Annotated in this window: 21 protein-coding genes; 13 read left to right on the forward strand and 8 right to left on the reverse strand. The window is 74.9% G+C overall.

Annotation, left to right across the window (positions count from 1 at the left end):
* Position 1: 1 nt before the first annotated feature.
* The 6 genes from dgoD to ACZ6W9_RS13760 all read left to right on the forward strand — a co-directional run bounded on the left by dgoD (position 2) and on the right by ACZ6W9_RS13760 (position 5,412).
* Positions 2-1,147: a galactonate dehydratase gene (gene dgoD, locus ACZ6W9_RS13735; RefSeq protein WP_389967540.1), complete on the forward strand. Its 1,146-nt coding sequence runs from the start codon at positions 2-4 to the stop codon at positions 1,145-1,147.
* The gene (locus ACZ6W9_RS13740) at positions 1,141-1,947 is read left to right on the forward strand and encodes an aldose epimerase family protein (protein ID WP_470117949.1); all 807 of its coding nucleotides are present in this window, start codon (positions 1,141-1,143) and stop codon (positions 1,945-1,947) included. Before dgoD ends, ACZ6W9_RS13740 begins: the two co-directional genes overlap by 7 nt.
* 33 nt (positions 1,948-1,980) lie before the next feature.
* Entirely contained in the window at positions 1,981-2,796 is an 816-nt protein-coding gene (locus tag ACZ6W9_RS13745) for a FadR/GntR family transcriptional regulator (RefSeq protein WP_470117951.1), read from the forward strand.
* Positions 2,793-3,671 carry an SMP-30/gluconolactonase/LRE family protein gene (locus ACZ6W9_RS13750; protein WP_389967545.1) on the forward strand — a complete coding sequence of 293 codons (879 nt, stop codon included), beginning with the start codon at positions 2,793-2,795 and terminating at the stop codon, positions 3,669-3,671. The genes ACZ6W9_RS13745 and ACZ6W9_RS13750 overlap by 4 nt, the downstream gene beginning before the upstream one ends.
* A gap of 109 nt (positions 3,672-3,780) precedes the next feature.
* Positions 3,781-4,737, forward strand: a complete 957-nt coding sequence (locus ACZ6W9_RS13755) for a sugar kinase (protein WP_470117953.1) — start codon at positions 3,781-3,783, stop codon at positions 4,735-4,737.
* Positions 4,738-4,773: 36 nt separating this feature from the next.
* Positions 4,774-5,412: a bifunctional 4-hydroxy-2-oxoglutarate aldolase/2-dehydro-3-deoxy-phosphogluconate aldolase gene (locus tag ACZ6W9_RS13760; RefSeq protein ID WP_389967549.1), complete on the forward strand. Its 639-nt coding sequence runs from the start codon at positions 4,774-4,776 to the stop codon at positions 5,410-5,412.
* A 145-nt stretch (positions 5,413-5,557) separates the two neighbouring features.
* Here ACZ6W9_RS13760 and ACZ6W9_RS13765 read toward each other — a convergent pair whose 3' ends face one another.
* The 5 genes from ACZ6W9_RS13765 to ACZ6W9_RS13785 form a co-directional block, all read right to left on the reverse strand.
* Entirely contained in the window at positions 5,558-6,760 is a 1,203-nt protein-coding gene (locus ACZ6W9_RS13765; protein WP_470117955.1) for a M20 metallopeptidase family protein, read from the reverse strand.
* Between the two features lie 184 nt (positions 6,761-6,944).
* A complete protein-coding gene (locus tag ACZ6W9_RS13770; protein ID WP_470117957.1) occupies positions 6,945-9,155 on the reverse strand; it encodes a WD40 repeat domain-containing serine/threonine protein kinase in 2,211 nt (736 codons plus the stop codon).
* A 128-nt stretch (positions 9,156-9,283) separates the two neighbouring features.
* A complete protein-coding gene (locus ACZ6W9_RS13775) occupies positions 9,284-9,691 on the reverse strand; it encodes a RidA family protein (protein WP_362938290.1) in 408 nt (135 codons plus the stop codon).
* A 52-nt stretch (positions 9,692-9,743) separates the two neighbouring features.
* Positions 9,744-10,304: a P-loop nucleotide/nucleoside kinase family protein gene (locus ACZ6W9_RS13780; RefSeq protein ID WP_470117959.1), complete on the reverse strand. Its 561-nt coding sequence runs from the start codon at positions 10,302-10,304 to the stop codon at positions 9,744-9,746.
* A gap of 216 nt (positions 10,305-10,520) precedes the next feature.
* Complete coding sequence (locus ACZ6W9_RS13785; RefSeq protein ID WP_470117961.1) at positions 10,521-11,435, reverse strand: RpnC/YadD family protein; 915 nt, start codon at positions 11,433-11,435, stop codon at positions 10,521-10,523.
* A gap of 185 nt (positions 11,436-11,620) precedes the next feature.
* On the opposite strand from ACZ6W9_RS13785, the gene ACZ6W9_RS13790 reads away from it, so the two are divergent.
* Positions 11,621-11,815, forward strand: a complete 195-nt coding sequence (locus tag ACZ6W9_RS13790) for a hypothetical protein (protein WP_389962776.1) — start codon at positions 11,621-11,623, stop codon at positions 11,813-11,815.
* Here ACZ6W9_RS13790 and ACZ6W9_RS13795 read toward each other — a convergent pair.
* On the reverse strand, positions 11,784-12,464 hold the full coding sequence (locus ACZ6W9_RS13795; RefSeq protein ID WP_470117962.1) for a TetR/AcrR family transcriptional regulator: 681 nt from the start codon (positions 12,462-12,464) through the stop codon (positions 11,784-11,786). The genes ACZ6W9_RS13790 and ACZ6W9_RS13795 overlap by 32 nt on opposite strands.
* A 103-nt stretch (positions 12,465-12,567) precedes the next feature.
* Between ACZ6W9_RS13795 and ACZ6W9_RS13800 the strand changes: the two genes are divergently transcribed.
* A complete protein-coding gene (locus ACZ6W9_RS13800; protein WP_389962782.1) occupies positions 12,568-13,041 on the forward strand; it encodes a nuclear transport factor 2 family protein in 474 nt (157 codons plus the stop codon).
* A 24-nt stretch (positions 13,042-13,065) separates the two neighbouring features.
* Here ACZ6W9_RS13800 and ACZ6W9_RS13805 read toward each other — a convergent pair whose 3' ends face one another.
* Together ACZ6W9_RS13805 and ACZ6W9_RS13810 are read right to left on the reverse strand one after the other, a co-directional pair.
* On the reverse strand, positions 13,066-13,680 hold the full coding sequence (locus tag ACZ6W9_RS13805; RefSeq protein ID WP_389962785.1) for a gamma carbonic anhydrase family protein: 615 nt from the start codon (positions 13,678-13,680) through the stop codon (positions 13,066-13,068).
* Between the two features lie 92 nt (positions 13,681-13,772).
* Entirely contained in the window at positions 13,773-14,513 is a 741-nt protein-coding gene (locus ACZ6W9_RS13810) for a DUF4232 domain-containing protein (protein WP_470117963.1), read from the reverse strand.
* A gap of 306 nt (positions 14,514-14,819) precedes the next feature.
* Here ACZ6W9_RS13810 and mtnA point away from each other — a divergent pair, with 306 nt between their 5' ends.
* From mtnA to meaB, 5 genes are all read left to right on the forward strand, one after another.
* A complete protein-coding gene (gene mtnA, locus ACZ6W9_RS13815) occupies positions 14,820-15,800 on the forward strand; it encodes an S-methyl-5-thioribose-1-phosphate isomerase (RefSeq protein ID WP_470117964.1) in 981 nt (326 codons plus the stop codon).
* A gap of 416 nt (positions 15,801-16,216) precedes the next feature.
* Complete coding sequence (locus ACZ6W9_RS13820) at positions 16,217-16,981, forward strand: peptidoglycan recognition protein family protein (RefSeq protein ID WP_389962794.1); 765 nt, start codon at positions 16,217-16,219, stop codon at positions 16,979-16,981.
* Positions 16,982-17,063: 82 nt separating this feature from the next.
* Positions 17,064-18,881, forward strand: coding sequence for a methylmalonyl-CoA mutase family protein (locus ACZ6W9_RS13825; RefSeq protein ID WP_389962797.1), 1,818 nt, complete (start codon positions 17,064-17,066; stop codon positions 18,879-18,881).
* The gene (gene scpA, locus ACZ6W9_RS13830) at positions 18,878-21,073 is read left to right on the forward strand and encodes a methylmalonyl-CoA mutase (protein WP_470117967.1); all 2,196 of its coding nucleotides are present in this window, start codon (positions 18,878-18,880) and stop codon (positions 21,071-21,073) included. The genes ACZ6W9_RS13825 and scpA overlap by 4 nt, the downstream gene beginning before the upstream one ends.
* Positions 21,057-22,025, forward strand: a complete 969-nt coding sequence (meaB, locus tag ACZ6W9_RS13835) for a methylmalonyl Co-A mutase-associated GTPase MeaB (RefSeq protein WP_389962803.1) — start codon at positions 21,057-21,059, stop codon at positions 22,023-22,025. Before scpA ends, meaB begins: the two co-directional genes overlap by 17 nt.
* Positions 22,026-22,380 lie beyond the last annotated feature (355 nt).

Genomic DNA, 22,380 nt, shown 5'->3' on the forward strand with positions numbered 1-22,380 from the left:
CATGCGCATCACCTCACTCAAGACCTACCCGGTCGCCCCCCGCTGGCTGTTCCTGCGGATCGACACCGACGAGGGGATCACCGGCTGGGGGGAGCCGGTGGTCGAGGGCCGGGCCGCCACGGTGGCGGCGGCCGTGGAGGAGCTGTCCGACTACCTCGTGGGCGCCGACCCGCTGCGCATCGAGGACCACTGGCAGGTCCTGACCAGGGGCGGCTTCTACCGGGGCGGCCCGGTGCTGTCCAGCGCCGTCGCCGGGATCGACCAGGCACTGTGGGACATCGCGGGCAAGGCGTACGGGGTCCCGGTGCACCGCCTGCTGGGCGGCCCGGTCCGTGACCGGATCCGCGTCTACAGCTGGATCGGCGGCGACACCCCCTCCGACGTCGCCGAGGCGGCGCTCGCCCAGGTCGAGGCGGGCTTCACCGCGGTCAAGATGAACGCCTCCGGGGCGCTGCGGCTCCTGGACACGCCCGCCGAGACCAAGGAGATCGCCGCCCGGCTCGCCGCGGTGCGCGAGGCGGTGGGCGACGGGGTCGACGTCGCGCTCGACTTCCACGGCCGCATGACGCTGCCCATGGCGCGCCGGGTCCTGCCGCTGCTGGAGCCGTACCTGCCCTTCTTCGTCGAGGAGCCGGTGGTGCCCGAGCTGACCCGCGAGCTGGCGGCGGTGACCGCCTCGACGAGCATCCCCATCGCCACCGGAGAGCGGCTGTACTCCCGCTGGGACTTCCGCCCCGCCCTGGAGGCGGGCATCGCGGTGGCGCAGCCCGACATCTCCCACGCCGGGGGGATCTCCGAGACCCGGCGGATCGCCGCGCTGGCCGAGGTGCACGACGTGTCCCTCGCGCCGCACTGCCCGCTCGGGCCGATCGCCCTGGCGGCCAGCCTCCAGGTCGGCTTCGCCACCCCCAACCTGCTCATCCAGGAACAGAGCCTCGGCATCCACTACAACGAGCACGCCGACCTGCTGGACTACCTGGTGGACCCCACCGTCTTCGCCTACGCCGACGGCCACGTGCCGCTGATGGACGCCCCCGGGCTCGGCATCGAGGTGGACGCCGCCGAGGTGGAGCGCGCGGCGGCCCGCGGCCACCGCTGGCGCTCACCCGTCTGGCGGCGCGACGACGGGAGCCTGACCGAATGGTGAGCGTGCTCGGGGACCCCGGCGGGTTCCGCGTCGCGGTCGACGTCCGGCGCGGCGGCCGGTGGGACTCGCTCACCGGCCCCGGCGGGTGCGAGTGGCTGTGGTCCCGGCCCGACCCGCGGCGCGCCGGGGTGACGCCCGGTGCGGCCTTCGTCGACGTGGGCGGGGTCGAGGAGTGCTTCCCCACCGTCGTCGGCGAGCCCGACCACGGCGAGGTCTGGGCGCTGCCGTGGATCGGCGACGCCGCCGAGGCCGCCGTGGAGACCGGCGACTACCGCCTCTCGCGCCGGATCACCGCCGGGGAGCGGATCACGGTGGACTACGAGCTGCGCGCGGAGCCGGGATACCCGTTCGTCTGGGCCTTCCACGCGCTGCTGGTCCCCGAGCCGGGCCTCCGGGTCGAGGTCCCGCACGGTCACCCCGCCCGGGTGTGGCCGTACGGCGGGCCCGGCCCCCTGACCGGGCACTGGCCGCGCCCCGCCGGGACCGGCCGGTTCGACGTGCTCGGCCCCGACGACGGCGGCGCGGCGTTCTGCCTGCTGCCGGGGCTGGCGTCGCTGCGCGTCACCACGGGGGAGGCGGCGCTGCGGTTCGGCCTGGAGAGCGAGCACGGCCCCGTGGGGTTCGGCGTCTGGCGGAACCTCGGCGGATACGCCTGGGACGGCGGCCCGCCCTACCGCAGCTTCGGGGTGGAGCCTATGCTCGGCGCCGTGCATGATCGCTCACAGGCGGCGGACGGCGAGACGGCGGCCGTGCCCGCCTCCGGGAGGACGACCTGGCGGGTGGTCGTCGAACATGGCTGATCACCACCTGCGGACGACAGGAGAGCGGGAGGCATGAGGAGATATCCGGACCGGGGGATGCACGGCCGGGTCGTGGACGGCGTCGGGCTGCGCGTCGTCAGGGGCGAGCTCGTCCCCGGGGACACCCTCGACATGGACGCCCTCGCCGTCGAGTTCGACGTCAGCAGGACCGCGATCCGCGAGGCGCTCAAGGTGCTGGCGGGCAAGGGGCTGATCGACGCCCGGCCCAAGCGGGGAACGTTCGTGCGCGAGCGGCGGGCCTGGAACCTCATCGACCCGGACGTGCTCCGCTGGCAGTTCGAGGCGTTCACCGACCCGTCGATGCTGGAGAAGCTCGCCGAGATCAGGGCCATGGTCGAGCCGTCGGCGGCGGCCCTCGCCGCCCGCCGCCGCACCAGGGAGGATCTGGCGGAGATGGAGGCGGCGCTGGCCGACATGGAACGGGCCGACCCCGCCGACGAGTCCATCGTCGACGCCGACCTGCGGTTCCACCGGGCGCTCATCGCCGCGACCCACAACGAGCTGGTGGAGCAGCTCGCCGTGGTCATCGAGATCGGCCTGCAGGCCCGCGACCGCTACGTCCACGGCCACCGCGTGTCGATCAAGCGCGGCTACGAGTGGCACCGCGACGTCGCCGAGGCCGTACGCGACCAGGACGCCGAGGGCGCGCGGAACCGCATGCTGGCGCTGCTCGACGAGGCCACCCGCGACGTCCGGCGGCTGGGCGGCGGGCGGGCCGCCGCGGAGGCCGCCGAAGCCTCCGGCGGAGAGGCCGCCGACGTCTCCGCCGGGGGACCGGCCACGGGAAGCGCCGCCGGGGGAAGCGCCGCCGCGGGAGGCGTGAGATGACGGCCGAGCGGGTCGGCGCGGATCTGGCCTGGCCGGAGGGTCCGTCGGTACTGGACGGCGGCGCGGTCGCGTTCGTCGAGACCTACCGGGGCCTGGTCAGCCTGTACACGCCGGGCGAGGGCGTGCGGCCGTACGCCCGCGTCGGCGGCGGCCCCAACGCGACCGCGCGCGGCGCCGGCGGCAGGCTGTTCGTCACCCAGAACGGCGGCGTCGTCGGGCCGTGGCGATCCGAGGACCCCCGCGTCCCCGGCGTCCAGGTCGTCGACGCCGCGGGCCGCGTCGAGATGTTCGCCGCCGAGGCCGGCGGCCGGCCCATGCGCGCTCCCAACGACCTGGCCTTCGCCGCCGACGGCCTCCTCTACGTCACCGACCCCGGCCGCTTCGACCCGGTGGAGCGCCCCGACCCCGGATACGTGTACGCCGTCTCCGCCGGCGGCACGGCCGAGGTGGTCGCCGACCTCGGGCCGGTGTACCCCAACGGGATCATCGCCCACCCCGGCGGCGACGGGGTGATCTGGACCGAGTCGTACACCCGCCGGGTGGTCCACCGTACGGCCGGCGGCGCGATCCGGGTCCTGCACGTCTTCGACGACGAACGCGCGCTCGTGGACGGCCTGTGCGCCGCGGCGGACGGGCGGCTGTTCGTCACCGGGGTCGGCTCCGGGGCGGTGCACGTCCTCGACGCCGGAGGGCGCGAGGCGGCCCGGCTGACCGGTCCCGCGACGCCCACCAACTGCGCCTTCGACGGCGACGCGCTCTACGTGACCGACGGGGGCCGGCTCGGCGACAGCGTCACCGCGCACTCCGGCGGGGCGCTGTGGCGGCTGCGCGTCCCCGGGGCCGAGGGCGCCCCGCTGGAACACGGTTTCCGATGAAGGACGCCGCCGTACGGCCATCGTGGGTCTCCGGTGCGGGAGGAGCCGGGACGGCGGCGATCATCACGGCAACAGTGGTCGATTAAATAATATTTAATGAGGTGGGATTGTGGCCGAGGTCGTGACATACGGGGAGTGCATGCTCCTGATGGTGGCCGAGCCCGGAGTGCCGCTGGCCCGCGCCCGCAGCTTCCGCCGCTCGGTGGCCGGAGCCGAGGGCAACGTGGCGATCGGACTGGCACGGCTCGGCCACGCCGTACGGTGGCTGGGCCGGGTCGGCGCGGACCCGGCGGGCGAGGCGGTCCTCGCCGACCTGCGCGCTGAGGGCGTCGACCTGTCGCACGCGCAGACCGACGAGCGGCACCCGACCGGGGTGCTCATCCGCGACAGCCACCCCGCCCGGGCGATCGACGTGCAGTACCACCGGGCCGGATCGGCGGCCTGCCACGCCTCCGGCGACTGGCCCGGCCCCGCGGCGCTGGACGGCGCCCGGCTGCTCCACCTGACCGGCATCACGCCGATGCTGTCGGAGGAAACCCGCCGGGCGACCGGACGGCTGCTGGAGCTGGCCCGTGAGCGGGACGTCCCGGTGTCCTTCGACCCCAACGTCCGCCGCAAGCTCGGCGACGCCGGGCGGTGGCGGGAGGTCGTGGAGCCGCTGCTGTCCCGCGCGGACATCCTGCTGGCCGGCGCGGAAGAGCTGGAGCTCCTGACCGGCCGGCGCGCCGCCGACGCCGTCGCCCGACTCCGGGCGGACGGCGTCGGCACCGTGGTGGTCAAGAACCCCGACCGGTCGGCGACGGCCGTGACCGCCGAGGGCTCCTGGAACCGGCCCGCCTTCGAGGTGCCCGTGGTGGACCCGGTGGGGGCGGGGGACGCGTTCGCGGCCGGGTTCCTGTCCGCCACGCTGCGCGGGCTCGGCCCGGAGCGGGCGCTGGCGGAGGGCGCCACGGTCGCCGCCCTGACGATCCAGTCGGTCACCGACGTCGAGGGCCTGCCGTCGGCGTCCCAGCGCGACCGCGCGCTGGCCGCGTTCGTCGACGGCGGCGAGACCGTGCACCGCTGAACGGCCGGAACGGAACGAGACGAGGAGAAGACAAAGATGTACCGCTGGGAGATCACCCGCCGGGCCGTCGCGCAACGGGTGTTCGGCATCGTCAGGTCCGCGGGCGCGGCCGAGGCGACCGACGTGGCGCGCGGCATGCTGGACGCCGGCCTGCGCACCCTGGAGGTGGCGCTGACCACGCCGGACGCGCTGCGCGCGATCCGCGAGACGGTCGCGCAGGCCCCGCCGGACGCGCTGGTCGGCGCCGGCACGGTCCTCGACGAGGCCGCCGCGCGCGCCGCCGTCGAGGCCGGGGCCCGCTTCCTGGTCTCGCCGAGCCTGCACCCCGAGGTGATCCGCACCGGCCACCGGTACGGCGTGCCCGTCATCCCGGGCGCGGCGTCCCCGACCGAGATCGTCCGGGCCCTGGAGCTGGGCGCCGACGCGGTCAAGCTCTTCCCCGCCTCCGCGTTCGGACCGGGCTGGCTGCGCGACGTGCGGGCGGCCCTGCCCCAGGCGCCGCTGGTGCCCACCGGCGGCGTCACCGCGGACACCGCGCCGGAGTGGATCGCCGCCGGGGCCGTCGCCTGCGGGATGGGGTCCGCGCTGACCGCCGGCGGGCCCGGCGAGACCCGCGAGCGGGTACGGAACCTGCTCGCCGCGCTCCGTGAGGCCGCCGGCCCCGCCGCGGGGTGACGGCCGGACGCCGGAACCCGCCGGGCGGGTACGGCGAACCGGCCGCGTGGACCCGGCCGGTCGCGTGCATCCGGCGGGCGGGCCCGCCTGAGCCGCCACCCGGGTGGGACGGCCGGCGGCGGGCGGCCCACCGGCGACGGGACCGTCAGACGGGTGCGGCGGCCGAGAGCCGCCGCTCGGCCAGCCCGGCGTAGACCGCGGCCCCGTCCGCCAGCACGCCGTCGTCGTAGAACGCCTCGGGCGAGTGGTTGTAGGGCATCCCGCCCGGATCGGCGTCCCTGGGGCAGGCACCCAGGAAGACGAACGCCGACGGCACCCGCTGCCCGACGAAGGAGAAGTCCTCCGACCCGGTCAGCGGCCGCGGCATGGGACGGTGGCGGTGCTCGCCGAGGAGCTCACGGACCGTCTCCTCCACGTGCCGGGCCTCGGCCGGGTCGTTCACGGTGACCGGGTAGTTCACCACGTACTCGATGTCCGCCTCCAGGCCGTGGGCCGCCGCGATGCCGCGCACCAGCGCCGGCACCGCCTCCCGCACCCGCGCGTGCGCCTCGGCCGAGAACGACCGCAGTGTCACCTCGAACCGGGCCTCGTCGGGGATGACGTTGTCGACGGTGCCCGCGTGGAAGCTGCCCACCGTGACCACCACCGGGTCGAAGACGTCGAAGCCCCGCGTCACCATCGTCTGCAGCGCGGTCACCATCTCGCACGCCGCCGGGATCGGGTCCTTGGCCCGGTGCGGCGCCGAGCTGTGCCCGCCCCGGCCGCGCACCGTGACCCCCAGCTTGTCCGCCGCCGCCATGGCCGTCCCGGCCCTGGAGACGAACAGCCCGTGCGGGATCTCCGCACTGATCACGTGCATGCCGTACGCGGCGACGGGCGGCTCGCCCGTCAGCCCGAGCACCCCCTCGTCGAGCATGATCCTCGCCCCGCCGTGCCCCTCCTCGCCCGGCTGGAACATGAACACCACCGATCCGGCCAGCCGGTCCCGGCGCGCCGACAGCAGGTGCGCCGCCCCGGCCAGCATCGCGGTGTGCAGGTCGTGCCCGCAGGCGTGCATCGCCCCCTCGACGGCCGAGCCGTACGGCAGGCCGGTGCGCTCGGTCACCGGCAGGCCGTCCATGTCGCCCCGCAGCAGCACCGTCGGCCCCGGCAGCGCTCCGCGCAGCACGGCGGTCACCGAGCTCAGCGCCCGGCCCGTGCCGACCTCCAGCGGCAGTCCGTCGAGGAAGCGCAGCACCTTCTCCTGGGTACGCGGCAGGTCGAGGCCGATCTCCGGCTCGCGGTGCAGGTCATGACGGAGCCGTACGAGCTCCTCGTGCAGGTCGTGCAGGTCGGCGCGCTGGGACACGGGCGTTCTCCTTCGAATGGCCGGTCTGGGGCCGTCACGGGGCGGGATCTCGATGATGCACCGCCCACCGCCCCGTTCCAAGAGCGGTCCCCACGGCCCGCCGCGGTCGCCGGCACCTGGCTGTACAGGCTGAGGCGAACTTACCGGGCGCACTCGGCATCCGGAGCGCCGTCGGCTCCGCGGGTCAGCCGGCTCGCCACAGCCGTGCCGTACGGTCGCCGCCGCCGGAGGCCAGCAGCCGGCCGTCCGGGGCGAACGCCACCGCGTAGACGGCCTCGGTGTGACCGGTGAGGACGGCCCCTGCCTTCCGGCCGGCCACATCCCACAACCGCACCGTACGGTCGCCGCCGCCGGAGGCCAGCAGCCGGCCGTCCGGGCTGAACACCACCCGGGACACGTAGTTGCGGTGGCCGGTGAGCACGGCGACGGCCTTCCGGCTCGCCACGTCCCACAACCGCACCGTCTCGTCGTCGCCGCCTCCGGCCAGGAGGCTCCCGTCCGGGCCGAACGCCAGGGTGGAGACGCCCCGGGTGCGTTCGGCCAGGCCCGTGGCGGTCTTCCGGCTCTTCACATCCCACAGCCGGACCGTCTCCTCGCCGCCGATGGCGGCCAGGAGCCTCCCGTCGGGACTGAACGCCACCGCGCTCACGAAGTCGGCGTGCGGCAGCGTGGCGATGATCCGGCGGGTGGTCACGTCCCACAGCTGCACGGCACGGTCACCGCCTCCGGCCAGGATCCTCCCGCCGGGGGCGAACGCGAGCGCCGCGCCGGGGCCCATACCGCCGAGGGAGGCGACGGGCGCGCGGCTCTTCGCGTCCCAGAGCCGTACCGGCACGTCGTCGCCGCCCGCGGCCAGCAGCCTGCCGTCGGGACTGAACGCCACCGCGGAGACGGGGCCGACATGGGTGAGCGCCGACGTGCTCCTGAGACCCGCCACGTCCCACAGCCGTACCGTGCCGTCGCCGCCGCCGGTGGCCAGCGTCCGCCCGTCTGGGCTGAAGGCCACGGCGTAGACGTGGTCGGCGTGACCGGTCAGCACGGCGGCCGGGCGCCACGCCCCGGACCCCGGCGGGGCGGTGCCGCCGGGGTCCGGGGTGACCGCCGGGGTCGCGGCCGGGCCCGGGGTCCCGGAGCCGGACGGGCCGGGGGAGCTGCCGGTGCGGCCCGCCGGATCCGGGGTTCCGGCGCCGGACCGGTCCGCGGCGGCTCCGGTTCCGGGGGAGGCTCCGGTCTCCGGAACGGCTCCGGTCTCCGGGCCGAGGAGGAGCACCGCGCCCGGGACGGCGGCGGTCAGGACGCCGAGCCCGCCCAGCAGCAGGATCCGGCGCCGGGACGGGGAGGCCCCGGACGTCCGCGCCGGGTCCGGGGTCGTGGTCGTCTTCGGCCGCACCGGATCCGGCGTGGCGGCTCCCGCGTGGGTTTTCGCCCTGGCCGCCGCCTTCTCCAACGGCGCCGGAACCGGAGCCTCCTCCAATCGTGCGGGAGCCGCCGGCGGAGCCGTGTCCGCCGGAGCCGGAGCCGGAGCCGGAGTCGAGGCCGGGGTCGGGGCCGGAGGCGGTGTCGCGGCGACGGACGCGGCGTCCATGATCGAGGCCAGCGCCCGCGCCGCCTGCCGGGCGTCCGGGCGCCGCGCGGGGTCCCGGCACAGCAGACTCGTCAGGACCGGAGCCAGCAGCGGCCCGGCGTGCTCGGGTGGGGCGGGCTCGGCGGTGATCAGGGCCGCCAGCACCGCCAGCACGGTCGCCCCGGTGTACGGCGGGCGGCCCTCGGACGCGGCGTACAGCGTCGCCCCCAGCGACCACAGATCGGCCGCCGCGGTGACCGGCAGGTCACCGGCCTGCTCGGGGGCCATGAACGCCGGAGTGCCCAGCACCGCGCCGGAGGTGGTCAGGGCGGTCTCTTCGGCCAGGTGCGCGATGCCGAAGTCGGTGATCACCACCCGGTCCCCGGCGAGCAGCACGTTGGCGGGTTTCAGGTCGCGGTGCACGATCCCGGCCGCGTGAGCCTCCGCCAGCGCCTCGGCCATCGCCAGGCCGATCCGCGCCGTCCGGACGGGGTCCAGCCGGCCCAGCCGCCTGATCTCCGCCGACAGCGAGGGGCCGTCGAGGAACTCCATCACGATCATCGGGCCACCGTCGCCGGTGACGACGTCGTGCACGGTGACGATCCCGGGATGACTCAGCCGGGCCGCCGCCCGCGCCTCGCGCAGCGCCCGCCGTTCCAGCGTCCGCCGCCGGGCCGCGTCCTCGTGCGGCGGGAGGATCAGCTCCTTGACCGCGACCTCACGGTCCAGCAGCTCGTCGTGGCCCCGCCACACCCGGCCCATGCCCCCGGCGCCGACCGCCTCGACCAGCCGGTAACGCCCCCCGATCATCCGCCCGCCCGCCTCGGTCATGATCCAGCACGCTAGTCCGCCCGGCCCGCGAACGACACCCCCGATCCGGGCGCGGACGGAGCGGGACTCAGGTCACGCCCGGGGGCCATGCCGTATGCGGTGTCCGGTGGTCAGGCTTCGTCCGGTGGTCAGGCCGGGGAGGCGTCCCGCGTCCGGGGGCGGCGCGCGTCTACCTCGATCTCGATCCTCATCCGGGGATCGGCCAGGCCGCACACGAGCATCGTCGCGGCCGGGCGGACCTCACCGAAGTGACGCCGCAGCGTCGGCCAGCAGGGCTCGAAGTCCTCGCGGTCAGGCAGCAGGTACCGCACCCGCACGACGTCGGCGAACGAGCAGCCCGCCTCGGCCAGAGCCGCGCCGATGTTGCGCAGGCACTGCTCGGCCTGCTCGACCACGTCGTCGGAGATCGTCATGGTCGCGTAGTCGAACCCGGTGGTGCCCGACACGTGGACCAGATCCCCGTCCACCACCGCCCGGGCGTAACCGATCTCCTCCTCGAAGGTGGAGCCGCTGAGAATCGCACGTCGTTCCGTCACGGGGAGACCGTACCGCCCGGATCCGGGGCCGGAGGCACGCGGAGACCCCGTCTCACGAGGGGGCGCGTTCCGTGGCGAAGGCGGCGATGTCGGGCAGGGGCGGGTCGTAGTCGCCGGTGGTGTCCACGGTCAACGTCGGCAGCTCCATGCTGATCCAGCCGAAGGCGGCCAGGTCGTGCTCACCCGCCGCGATCGCCTTCAGCAGGTCGTGGTCGGCATGGGCGGCCCGGTGGGCGTCGTGGGCGGCGCGCCGGGCGATGCGCTCGCCCGCGAGCGCGGCGTCGACGACGCAGCGGATGACGCGGATCCGCGCGAGACCGGTGAGCGGCTGAAGGTTCGGCCGCCACACCCGGTCCTGGAACGCGGCCTCGGCGACCACGCTGACCCCGGCCCGTGTGAGCAGGCCGAGGACGTCGAAGAACACCCTCAGGACCGGCAGGTTGAGCGCCGCGCTCGCCCCGGGGTCGCGGCCGCCGGCGGCGTCGGTCATGCCCTGCTTGATCTCGTCACGGATGATCGCCGGATGGCCGAGCTCCCGGGCGAGCCGGTGGGCCAGGGTCGTCTTGCCTGAGCCCGGAGGCCCGCTCACCACGGTCAGCGTCGGCAGCGTCATGGTGCATTCTGGCACGCCGTACTGTTTTCCCGGCCGAGCGCGGAAACACCGCCGGTACGGTGACCGTACCGGCGGCGCGCGACGGCTCAGCCCATGAGCTTCCCGGCATCTCCGCCGGAGAGGAGTTCCGATGCCACCGGAGCCGGAGCCGGAGCCGGAGCCGCAGCCGGCGCGCCGGCCGATGGAAGCCGGCCCCTACTCGCGGGCGGGTTTTCGTCAGTGGTTCTCTTCGCTCGTCTCGTGGAACAGGTCGTGGGTGGTCCGGGCGGTCGCCGCGCGGGTCGCCCAGATCTCCAGGAGGTCGAGGTCGGTGCAGGAGGCGATCCGGGTGCGGACGTCGTCGGGGACGTCGAGGCCGCGGGCGTTCAGCACCAGCAGGACCAGCCTGGCGGCCTCCTCGGCCTTGCCTTCTGTTCTGCCTTCCGCTTTGCCTTTCGCTTCGCCGTCCGCCATGCCGCGGCCGTAGTGCTCGCGGGCGAAGGGGCTGTAGACGGGCCAGGTGGCAGACTTCATGATCTCCTCCAGGAGGCGCCGCACCTCGGGCGCGGACATGTCGTAAGCGTATTCATAGTAATCCGGAGCGTGTTCGGCGGGCAGCTCGGTGAGCGCCGTGGCGAAGGCCTCGACGACTTTGCGGTCGCGGCCGTGGGCCATGATCGAAAGGGCCGCCAGTTCCGGGTGGGCGGCGGCCTGCTGGGGGTCGGTGATGGCCGGGATGGTGCCGGGCCCGAGCACCCGGGGGTGCGGGCGGTAGCCGGTCAGTCCGGAGTCGATGGGCCGGGAGTAGTGGGCGGCGGTGCGGGTGTCGGGGCAGACGACCAGGACGGTGGCGTCGCATTTGAGCATCAGCCAGGCGTGGGCGGCGTAGCGGGCCAGCTGGCGGGGGTCTTTGGAGGTGTCCTTCTGGATCTCGACGATGATGACGTGCGCGGGGCTGGGCGGTGGTCCCAGGACGACGACGAGGTCGGGTTCGATGTCGTCGGAGGGGCGGGTGTTGAAGGTGAAGTTCTCCGTGCGGGTCAGCGGTGTGTCGGGCAGGTCCTGGCCGAGGAGGTCGCGCAGGACCTCCACGGCCAGTCGGGGGTGGTCACGGAAGAGCTCGATGAGAGCGTCGTGAGCAGGAGACGGCATGTCGCTTACCGTAACGTGAACACCACTTTACGTGACGGGTTTTCGCCGAACATCGCGGCGGATACGGCCCGCCGATTCCGGCCGTCGCATGGCCGGGTGGTCTCCCCGGGGACGTCGCGGCTTCACGTCCTCGGAGAGGAGGGGATGCCGGATTCTCGCGTCCCTGGGACGTCCCGGGCCGTACGGTGGCCGAGGCGTGGGCCGTCCTGGACGAGCGGAAGATCACCGGAGTCGAGTACCGCTACGAGTCCAACGGGTCCGACCGGCCGTACCCCGACGGTCTCCGCCGTGACCAGGTGAGGCCGGAGTGGTACGTCCACGACGCGGTGGCCGGATCGGACGGACAGGTCATCCTGTTCGTCGGACCGGAGAAGGAGTAAGCGCGTCAGGGTGAGCGCGGAGGCCGTCGGCGACGATGGCGAGGGTGCGGCGGCGCAGCCCGGGGTCCCATCCGGCGTGCATCGCGCCCTGGCACAGGCCGGTGATCAGGGCGATCACCTCGTCGGCGCACGCGTCCTCGCGTACGGTGCCGGCCCGCTGGGCCCGGGTGAGGAGCGCTTCGATGCCCTCTCGCAGGGGCAGCAGGGCATCGGAGACCTGGATCCCGGCGCCCGCCTCGGCCAGCAGGCCGGCGACGGTCCGCTTGTGCGCGGCCTGTTCCACCGTGCGCTCCATGAAGGCGAACAGCGCCGCGGCGGGGTCGTCGCGGGCCGCGAGGTCCGCGACGTCCCGCGTCAGTTCGGCGAGCAGGTCCTTCATGATGGCCCGCAGCAGGTCCCGCTTGGCGGGGAAGTGCTTGAAGACCGTGCCGACCGCGACCCCGGCCCTGGCCGCGACCTCCTCGGTCGAGGCGGCGGGGCCCTTCTCGGCGAAGACCTCCCCGGCGGCGGCGAGGATGCGGGCCCGGTTGCGGCGGGCGTCGGCGCGCATCTCCCGGCCGCCCGCCGGGTCCGCGGGCTCTCCCGTGGGCTTTCCCGCGGCGGTGCCGGGCTCGGCGGGATCTGTCGGCCGTGATGTCGGCGGGGCCATCGGAACCGTCCTCCTTCCGGGCGTTGACAAAGTGAGTCTCCGCTCACGATTATCAAAGTGAGTCAAAACTCATCTTATCCGTCCGCCAGGGAGGGGATCCATCATGCCCGAGAACGTGCTGGGAACGGCCGGTGCGCCCGGTCCCGTCGAGGTCTTCGAGGCCGCGCGGAAGCGGTGGCTGGAGGGCGGTGCCGGCTTCGGCGACCTGCTCGCCGAGGACGCCGTCGTCGAGACCCCGTTCGCCCCGCCCGGCCGTCCGCGCCGCATCGAGGGACGCCGGGAGTTCACCGCCTTCGCCGAGCGGGGCCGGGCCGCGCTGCCCGTGCGGTTCGAGGAGGTCCGCGACGTCGTGGTCCACCGTACGGACGACCCGGGGACCATCGTCGTGGAGTACGAGCTGGCCGGGACGGTGACCACCACCGGCCTCCGCGCCGCCGCGGGCTTCGTCGGGGTGCTCACCGTGTACGGCGGGAAGGTCGTGCGATGGCGCGAGTACCAGGACACCGCCGCCATCGCCGCGGCCACCGGAACGCTCCCCGCGCTCCTGGCCGCCTACGGCGACGCCCCGGCGGGCTGACGCGGGAGGCCGCCCGGCGGGAGGTCAGCCTCCGTGCCCGCCGGGATCGTCGAGCAGGCGGTCCTCCAGGTGGGCGCCGTAGAACTCGACCTGGCGGGCCATGATGCCGCGCATCGACGAGCCGCGCGGCACGCCGTAGACGGTGCCGGGGAAGTCGAGCTCGCGCTGGACCTCCCACAGCTCCTCGTGCCGGTCGGGGGAGAACAGCCGGGCCGGGTCGCCGGCCGCGATCCAGCCGATCGGCACGACGGTCTCGGGGGCCAGCCGGGAGTTCACGTGCAGCACGCTGTTGATCCGCAGCTCCGACCGGGTGCCCGCCACCGCCCCGGGGAACAGCGAGGCGCCGGTGGCGACGAACACCTCGTCCTCGACGACCGCCCCGTTGACGTGCGCGTGCGGACCGATCAGCACGGCGTCGCCCAGGACCGCCGGGTGCCCGGCCCGGCCGCGGACCAGGGCGTTCTCCATCACCACCACGTCCGCTCCGACGCGCACCTCGCCGCTCTCGGCGGTGAGCACGGCGCCGTGCAGGACGCGGGCCCGCTCGCCGAGGACGACCGCACCGCAGAGCACGGCGGAGGGGGCGACGTACGCGGACTCCGGAACCACCGGCCGCGCACCGCGATGCTCCAGCAACATCCCGCCAGCGTAACCGATCATGCTTCACGGCCCCCGGGGGCGCGGCCGGAGAGGGGGACGGGGTCAGAGGCGTGCGCCCGGGGCCGCCGGGGTCAGAGGCGTGCGCCCGGGGCCGCCGGGGTGAGGTCGATGCGCCCGTCGCCGCAGACCCGCGCGGTGAAGGGGATCGTCAGGTAGGCGGTCTCGTCCGGCGGGATGACCATCAGCCGCGCGGCCGCCGGGCAGGTGGTCTCCCGCCCGCTCGGCACCTCGGTCCAGTGCATCCTGAAGTGGGCGGAGGCGCCGGGCCGCAGGGTCACCCCCTGCGGGCGGACGTTCTCCCGCCGCGGCCTGGTGCGCAACGCGTCGCCGCCGCGGTCGATCATGACCAGGCCCGGGAAGCCGTACACCCGGCAGGACCCGGAGGACCTGTTGGTGAGCACCAGCGGCGCGTACCGCTGACCCGCGCCCGCGTCCACCCGCCCGACCCGGGCCGAGAGCGCGCCGGTCCGGCAGCGTCCGGGCGCCGCCGTGCCCGGGAGGGCGGCGGCGCCCGCCGCCGGGGCGGCGTCCGCGGGCCGCGCTTCCCCCGCCGCGGCCGGCGCGGCGTCCCCGGTCGTCGCCGTCACGGCGCCTCCGGCCGCGATCGGCGCGGTGTCCGCGGGCCGCGCTCCCCCTGCCGTGATCGGCGCGGCGTCCCCGGCTGCGATCGGTGCGGCGTCACCGGCGGTCCCCACGGGGGAGCCGTTCCGCTGGACGGGCGTCGCCGAGCCGCACGCGGCCGAGGCCATCAGCACGCCCGCCACCACCATCGAGAGGGCCGGGAGGCGCCCGGCGCCGTTGGATCGTCTCATGCCTCTCTGAGACGTACGGCGGCCCCGACTTGTTCGCCGGGCTGCGAGGACGGCGGGCGCGCTTCGGACGGGCGCCTCCGCCCGCGCCGCACAGGGAGAAGCAGCCAGAACCCGTCTGACCTGGGCGGCCGGTCATCGCCGGGGCACGGTGCGCGCCCGCCCGGCCTGCCCGGTCCTATCCGGGGAGTCAGGTTCTCCTGGCCTCGGCGACGCCCAGGTCTGTCCCCCGCGCCGTCGTGCGGTCGTGGCCGCCGGGCCGGAACAGGGGTGGCGGCCTCCCCGGGGAGCGGGCGTAGATTGCCAGGCATGCGGACGATCGACTGGGCCGGTGACGCCGTCGAGCTTGTGGACCAGACCCTGCTGCCCGGCGAGTGCGTCGTCGTCCGGGTCACGACGGTGGACGGCCTCATCGACGCCATCCGGCGGCTGGCCGTACGGGGAGCGCCCGCGCTCGGCGTCGCCGGGGCGCTCGGCGTCGCGCTCGCGGCGGCCACCGAACCGGACCCGGCCGCCGCCGCGGCCCGGCTGCGGGCCGCCCGGCCGACCGCGGTCAACCTCGCCTGGGGCGTGGACGAGGCGCTGAAGCACCTCGGCGGGGGGTTCGAGGCGGTGCTCGGCCGCGCGCTGGAGATCCGCGACGCCGACATCGCGGCCTGCCGCGCCATGGGGGAGCGGGGCGCGGACCTGGTGTGCGAGCTGACCGGCCGTGACCGGCCGCGGATCATGACCGTCTGCAACACCGGCGGCCTGGCCGCGGTGGAGCGCGGCACCGCGCTCGGCGTCGCGCAGACCCTGCACGAGCGGGGACGACTGGCCGGGGTGCTGGCCCTGGAGACCCGGCCGCTGCTGCAGGGCGCCCGGCTCACCGCCTGGGAGCTGGGCCGGATGGGAGCTCCGTACCGGCTGGTCGTCGACTCGGCGGGACCGTTCCTGCTGGCCAGGGGAGAGGCCGACGCCGTGCTGATCGGCGCCGACCGGATCGCCGCCAACGGCGACACCGCCAACAAGATCGGCTCCTACGCGCTGGCCCTGGGCGCCCGCCGCGCCGGGGTGCCGTTCGTCGTCGTCGCCCCGGAGTCCACCGTGGACCTCGCGACCCCCTCCGGGGACCACGTCGAGATCGAGGACCGCGACCCGGAGGAGGTGCTCGGCGTGCGAGGGGTACGGCTGGCGCCGGAGGGCGCGGCCGTGCTGAACCCGGCCTTCGACGTGACGCCGCGCGACCTGATCACCGCCATCGTCACCGAACGCCGGGTCATCCGCCCCGACCGGGGCGAGACGCTCTAGCGGGGCGGCCCGTCGAAGCCGGGGAAGAGACACCGCGGCCCGGTCCGTCCGCAGCCGGCCTCGGCGGGGCGTCATGGTCGTCCGCCCGGTTCCGGTGAGGCGACGTGGTCCGGGTCATTCGACGTGTCCCCGGCGGGCCGTCATGGCTCGCGCCCCTCGCTTCCGACCTGCGATCTTCCGCCGCAGGCGGGTCCACGCGGGAACGACCGGGCCCGGCGCCGCGGGACGCCGGTGGTTTCGACCTCTCCGGAGGTGGAAGTGATACGTCCATGTTCGGGGTGTAACCGTCATTGGCCCCGCATGTGACGAAGATGCGACTGGTGGTATTTGCGAAACCCGCCCCGCTTCGCGGGACGCTACGGATAACGTCGGTCGCGCGGTACATCGAGCAGTTCGCGTTCCCCCTGGAGACACCTGTGGCCGACATAGTGACCCGCCGCGCATGGGGCGCCCGCGCCCCCCGCGGCTCGTACTCGCGGATCTCCTCCACCAAGGGCGTGAAGGTCCACTACACCGGCGGGCGCGTCGACCCCGGCATCGTCGACGACCACGCCAAGTGCGTCGCCCTGGTCAGGTCCATCCAGAACCAGCACATGGACGGCAACGGCTGGCTGGACATCGGCTACAGCATGGTGGCGTGCCCGCACCGGAAGGTGTTCGAGGGCAGGGGGCTGCACCACCTGCCCGCGGCCAACGGCCCCGGCCTCAACAGCGGCCACTACGCGGTGCTGGCCCTGGTCGGCTCGACCGGGCTCACCAAGCCCACCGACGGCATCCTGCACGCCGTACTCGACGCGGTCGAGTACCTGCGCGCCGAGGGCGGCGCGGGCCGGGAGATCAAGGGTCACCGCGACGGGTACGCCACCGACTGCCCCGGCGAGCCGCTGTACGCGTGGGTGAAGCGGGGCGCGCCCCGTCCCGGCGGCACCCCCGCCCCGCCGGAGCCGCACCCGGTCTTCCCCGGGCGCGTCCTGAAGTACCCGCCGGTCATGGAGGGCGCGGACGTCCGCACCTGGCAGCGCCAGATGCGCGAGCGCGGCTGGGATCTCGACGCCGACGGCCTGTACGGCGAGGAGTCCCAGCGGGTCTGCCGCAAGTTCCAGGAGGAGAAGGGCCTGCCCGCCACCGGCGCCGTCGACCGCGCCACCTGGAACGCCGCCTGGGAGGAGCCCGTCACCTGACAGGCCCGGACCCCGGGCGGGACACACCCGGGCGGGGACCCCGGGACGCCGTCACCGGGCCGCGGGGCTTACGATCCCAGGCATGACGGTGCCGCCTGAGGAACTTCGATGGACCGCCGGCTTCCCTCCGGCCACGCGGGAGCGGTGGCGGGAACTGGCGCTCGGGGTCCTGCGCAGGTCGGGCGTGGAGGCGGCCTCGCCCGAGGAGGCGCTGGCCGTGACGACCCACGACGGTGTGACCATCGCCCCGCTCTACGACGCCTCCGACCTGCCCGGCGATCCCGGTCTGCCGGGAGCCGCCCCCTACGTCCGCGGCTCCCGGCCCGGGGGCGGCGGCTGGGAGACGCGGCAGCGGCACGAGACGGCCGACGCCGAGGCGGTGCTCGCCGACCTGGAGAACGGCGTCACCTCGCTGTGGCTCGCCGTCGGCCCCGAGGACCTGCCGCGCGTCCTGGAACGGGTCCACCTGGAGCTGATCTCGGTCGCGCTGGACGCCGGGGAGCGCACCCGCGAGGCGGCCGAGACCCTGTTCACACTGGCGGCCGGGCAGGCCGCCCGTGAGCGCCCCGCCGGGAGCGGCCCCGGCGGGCCCGCGGCCGGCGGCGGCGACGGCGGGTCCGTGGCGGGGTTCCTGACCGGCACCCTGGGCGCGGACCCGCTGCGCGACCCGGAGACCGCCGCGTACCTGGCCCGGCGCTGCGCCGCGGAGTTCCCCGGGCTGCGCGCGGCCGTCGTGGACGCCACGCCGTACCACGACGCCGGCGGCGGCGACGCCGACGAGCTGGGCTGCTCCCTCGCCGCGGGCGTCGCGGCGCTGCGGGTGCTGACCGGCGCCGGGCTGGGCGAGGAGGAGGCGTTCGGGCAGCTGGAGTTCCGCTACGCCGCCACCGCCGACCAGTTCCTCACCATCGCCAAGCTCCGCGCCGCGCGCCTGCTGTGGGCCCGGGTCGCCGAGGTGTGCGGGGTGACGCGGAACGCCGGGCAGCGCCAGCACGCGGTGACCTCCTCGGCCATGATGACCGCCCGCGACCCGTGGGTGAACATGCTGCGCACCACGCTCGCCTGCTTCGCGGCCGGCACCGGCGGGGCCGACGCGGTGACCGTGCAGCCGTTCGACGCCCGGCTGGGCCTGCCGGACGCCTTCGCCCGCCGCATCGCGCGCAACACCCACTCGCTGCTGCTGGAGGAGGCCCACGTGGCCCGGGTGGCCGACCCGGCCGGCGGCTCCTACTACGTCGAGCGCCTCACCCGCGACCTGGCCGAGCGGGCCTGGGGGTGGTTCCGGGAGATCGAGCGCGCCGGCGGCGCGGGGTCGGAGGGCGGGGACGACCTCGTCGCCCAGCGGCTGGCCGCCACCCGGGAGCGGCGTGCCGAGGCCGTCGCGCACCGCCGTGACCCGATCACCGGGGTGAGCGAGTTCCCCGACCCGGCCGAGCGCCCGCTGCGGCGCCCGCCGCACCCGCGTCCCGCCTCCGGCGTCCACTACGCCGGGGAGTTCGAGCGATTGCGCGACCTGGCCGACGCCCAGCCGGTCCGCCCCCGGGTGTTCCTGGCGACCATCGGGCCGGTGGCCGCGCACAACGCCAGGGCGTCGTTCGCCGCCAACCTGTTCCAGGCCGGCGGGATCGCCACCGTGCCGGGCGGCCCGCTGACCGACCCGGAGGAGATCGCCGCCGCGTTCACCGCCTCCGGCGCGCGGGTCGCCTGCCTGTGCTCCGGCGACCGCCTGTACGGCGAGCACGCCGCCCCGGTGGCCGCCGCGCTGCGCGCGGCCGGGGCCAGGAGGATCTGGCTGGCCGGGCGGGGGGAGTACCCGGGTGTGGACGACCACCTGTACGCCGGGTGCGACGCGCTCGGCGTGCTCCGCACGACCTTCGACGACCTGGGGGTGACCCGATGATTCCCGACTTCTCCTCGGTCCCGCTGGACGGCGGTGAGAGCGCCTCCTCGGTTCCACCGGACGGCGGTGGGAGCGCCGCCGGGCCGGCCGTACGGCGTGCCTCCGGAAACGGCCGGGGCGGGCCGGTGTGGGAGACCCCCGAGGGGATCGGGGTGAAGCCCCTCTACACCGCCGCCGACCTCGACGGGCTGGACTTCCCGGCGACCTACCCGGGCGTGGCGCCGTACCTGCGCGGGCCGTACCCGACGATGTACGCCACCCAGCCGTGGACGATCCGGCAGTACGCCGGCTTCTCCACCGCCGAGGAGTCCAACGCCTTCTACCGGCGCAACCTCGCCGCCGGGCAGAAGGGCCTGTCGGTCGCCTTCGACCTGGCGACCCATCGGGGCTACGACTCCGACCACCCCCGGGTGGCCGGCGACGTCGGCATGGCCGGGGTGGCGATCGACTCGATCTACGACATGCGGCAGCTCTTCGACGGCATCCCGCTGGACAGGATGAGCGTGTCGATGACCATGAACGGCGCGGTGCTGCCGGTGCTGGCGCTGTACATCGTGGCCGCCGAGGAGCAGGGGGTGGCGCCGGAGCAGCTCGCCGGCACCATCCAGAACGACATCCTCAAGGAGTTCATGGTCCGCAACACCTACATCTACCCTCCTGGGCCGTCGATGCGGATCATCTCCGACATCTTCGCCTACACCAGCGAGCGGATGCCGAAGTTCAACTCGATCTCGATCTCCGGCTACCACATCCAGGAGGCCGGGGCGACCTGCGACCTGGAGCTGGCCTACACCCTCGCCGACGGCCTGGAGTACCTGCGGGCCGGGGTCGGCGCGGGCCTGGGCGTCGACGCGTTCGCGCCGCGCCTGTCGTTCTTCTGGTGCATCGGCATGAACTTCTTCATGGAGGTCGCCAAGCTGCGGGCCGCCCGGCTGCTGTGGGCGAGGCTGGTGTCGGGGTTCGGGGCGGAGAACCCCAAGTCGCTGTCGCTGCGGACGCACTCGCAGACCTCCGGCTGGTCGCTGACCGCCCAGGACGTCTTCAACAACGTGGTGCGCACCTGCGTGGAGGCGATGGCCGCCACCCAGGGGCACACCCAGTCGCTGCACACCAACGCGCTGGACGAGGCGCTGGCGCTGCCGGGCGACTTCTCGGCGCGGATCGCCCGCAACACCCAGCTGCTGCTGCAGCAGGAGTCGGGCACCTGCCGGGTGATCGACCCGTGGGGCGGCTCCTACTACGTCGAGCGGCTCACCGCCGAGCTGGCGCGCAGGGCGTGGGGGCACATCGAGGAGGTGGAGGCGGCCGGGGGCATGGCCGCCGCGATCGACGCCGGGCTGCCCAAGCTCCGCATCGAGGAGGCCGCCGCCCGCACCCAGGCCCGCATCGACACCGGGGCGCAGCCGGTCATCGGCGTCAACAAGTACCGGCCCGACGCCGACGAGCCCATCGAGGTGCTGAAGGTCGACAACACCGCGGTGCGGGCCCGGCAGCTCGACAAGCTCCGCCGGCTGCGCGCCGAGCGCGACCCGCGCGCGGTGGAGGAGGCGCTGGCGGCGCTGACGAAGGGCGCGGAGGACGGCGCGAACCTGCTCGCGCTTTCGGTGGAGGCGGCCCGCGCCAAGGCCACCGTCGGGGAGATCTCCGAGGCGCTGGAGAAGGTCTTCGGCCGGCACGCCGGCCAGGTCCGCACGATCTCCGGGGTGTACCGGGAGGAGGTGGGTTCCGGCGTGGACGAGGTCCGCGACCTGTGCGCCGGGTTCGAGCGGCTGGAGGGGCGACGCCCCCGGATCCTGGTGGCCAAGATGGGCCAGGACGGCCACGACCGGGGCCAGAAGGTGATCGCCACGGCCTTCGCCGACCTCGGGTTCGACGTGGACGTCGGCCCACTGTTCCAGACGCCCGAGGAGGTCGCCCGCCAGGCGGTCGAGGCCGACGTGCACGTGGTCGGGGTCTCCTCGCTGGCGGCGGGGCACCTGACGCTGGTGCCCGCCCTGCGCGACGCGCTCGCCGCGCTCGGCGCCGGGGACGTCATGATCGTGGTCGGCGGGGTGATCCCGCCGGGCGACTTCGACGCGCTGCGCGCCGCCGGGGCCTCGGCGATCTTCCCGCCCGGCACCGTGATCGCCGACGCCGCCCGCGGGCTGCTCGCCGACCTGCTCACCCGGCTGGACCATGGCGCGGACGCTTGACGACTACGCCGCCGGGGTGAAGGAGGGCTCCCGGGCGTGGATCGCACGGGCGATCACCCTGGTGGAGTCCTCCCGCCCCGACCACCGGGAGCTGGCGCAGCGGCTGCTGGCCGAGCTGACCCCGTCGGCCGGCCGGGCGCGCCGGGTCGGCGTGACCGGCGTGCCGGGGGTGGGCAAGTCGACGTTCATCGACGCCCTCGGCGTGCGGCTGACCGGTCAGGGGCACCGGGTGGCGGTGCTCGCCGTCGATCCGTCGTCCACCAGGACCGGCGGCAGCATCCTCGGCGACAAGACGAGGATGGCGCGCCTGGCCGCCGACCCGGACGCCTTCATCCGGCCCTCGCCGACCTCCGGCACCCTGGGCGGCGTCGCGCGGGCGACGCGGGAGGCGATGGTCGTGGTGGAGGCCGCCGGCTACGACGTCGTGCTGGTGGAGACCGTCGGCGTGGGCCAGTCCGAGACCGCCGTCGCCGACATGGTCGACACCTTCCTGCTGCTGGCCCTGGCGCGGACGGGCGACCAGCTCCAGGGCATCAAGAAGGGCGTGCTGGAGCTCGCCGACGTGATCGCGGTCAACAAGGCCGACGGGCCGGGGGAGGCCGACGCCCGCAAGGCGGCCCGGGAGCTGGCCGGGGCGCTGCGGCTGCTGCGCTCGGAGCGTACGGTGCCGGTGCTGACCTGCAGCGGGATGTCGGGCGCCGGGCTGGACGAGCTGTGGGCGCACGTCGTCGCCCACCAGGACGCGCTGGCCGCCTCGGGTGAGCTGGAGGAGCGCCGCCGGCGCCAGCAGGTCCGCTGGACCTGGTCGCTGGTGACCGACCGGCTGCTGGCGGCGCTGCACGGGCATCCGCGGGTGGCCGGGATCACCGCCGAGATCGAGCGGGACGTGCGGGCCGGGACGCTGACGCCGTCCCTGGCCGCCGACCGGATCCTGGCGGCCTTCCGCGAGTGAGCGGACCCCGCGGACCGGGCCTGTGAGCCGATGGGCCGGGGCCCGGCGGGCTGGGAGCCGGGGGCCGGGGACCCGCCGCGACGGCCGGCCGGTCACGCCCGGCGGCGGCACCGTCCGGGCCGGACCTCAGATGACCACCCGATGTGGTGGAATGTCAAGGCGAAAGTTGACATACAGGGGTTTCCGTCTTGTTAATTCGGGTCCAATGCCCGGAGTTGTCGGTACTGATGCAGTTTATGGTTTTACCACCACTTGATCACAAGTGGTGGATCATGTAATGTTTCGCGCCAAGAGTTGCAAATGTCGTAATAGTGCGCTCAGTGAATACCGCAAGGACGGAAAGCGCATGACGGTG

It is taken from the genome of Streptosporangium sp. NPDC053982 (assembly GCF_055585205.1).

Coding starts and splice junctions, on each gene's coding strand:
- dgoD (WP_389967540.1), top strand. CDS start 2: ATGCGCATCACCTCACTCAAGACCTACCCGGTCGCCCCCCGCTGGCTG.
- ACZ6W9_RS13740 (WP_470117949.1), top strand. CDS start 1,141: ATGGTGAGCGTGCTCGGGGACCCCGGCGGGTTCCGCGTCGCGGTCGAC.
- ACZ6W9_RS13745 (WP_470117951.1), top strand. CDS start 1,981: ATGAGGAGATATCCGGACCGGGGGATGCACGGCCGGGTCGTGGACGGC.
- ACZ6W9_RS13750 (WP_389967545.1), top strand. CDS start 2,793: ATGACGGCCGAGCGGGTCGGCGCGGATCTGGCCTGGCCGGAGGGTCCG.
- ACZ6W9_RS13760 (WP_389967549.1), top strand. CDS start 4,774: ATGTACCGCTGGGAGATCACCCGCCGGGCCGTCGCGCAACGGGTGTTC.
- ACZ6W9_RS13770 (WP_470117957.1), bottom strand. CDS start 9,155: ATGACCGAGGCGGGCGGGCGGATGATCGGGGGGCGTTACCGGCTGGTC.
- ACZ6W9_RS13780 (WP_470117959.1), bottom strand. CDS start 10,304: ATGACGCTGCCGACGCTGACCGTGGTGAGCGGGCCTCCGGGCTCAGGC.
- ACZ6W9_RS13785 (WP_470117961.1), bottom strand. CDS start 11,435: ATGCCGTCTCCTGCTCACGACGCTCTCATCGAGCTCTTCCGTGACCAC.
- ACZ6W9_RS13795 (WP_470117962.1), bottom strand. CDS start 12,464: ATGGCCCCGCCGACATCACGGCCGACAGATCCCGCCGAGCCCGGCACC.
- ACZ6W9_RS13800 (WP_389962782.1), top strand. CDS start 12,568: ATGCCCGAGAACGTGCTGGGAACGGCCGGTGCGCCCGGTCCCGTCGAG.
- ACZ6W9_RS13805 (WP_389962785.1), bottom strand. CDS start 13,680: ATGTTGCTGGAGCATCGCGGTGCGCGGCCGGTGGTTCCGGAGTCCGCG.
- ACZ6W9_RS13810 (WP_470117963.1), bottom strand. CDS start 14,513: ATGAGACGATCCAACGGCGCCGGGCGCCTCCCGGCCCTCTCGATGGTG.
- mtnA (WP_470117964.1), top strand. CDS start 14,820: ATGCGGACGATCGACTGGGCCGGTGACGCCGTCGAGCTTGTGGACCAG.
- ACZ6W9_RS13825 (WP_389962797.1), top strand. CDS start 17,064: ATGACGGTGCCGCCTGAGGAACTTCGATGGACCGCCGGCTTCCCTCCG.
- scpA (WP_470117967.1), top strand. CDS start 18,878: ATGATTCCCGACTTCTCCTCGGTCCCGCTGGACGGCGGTGAGAGCGCC.
- meaB (WP_389962803.1), top strand. CDS start 21,057: ATGGCGCGGACGCTTGACGACTACGCCGCCGGGGTGAAGGAGGGCTCC.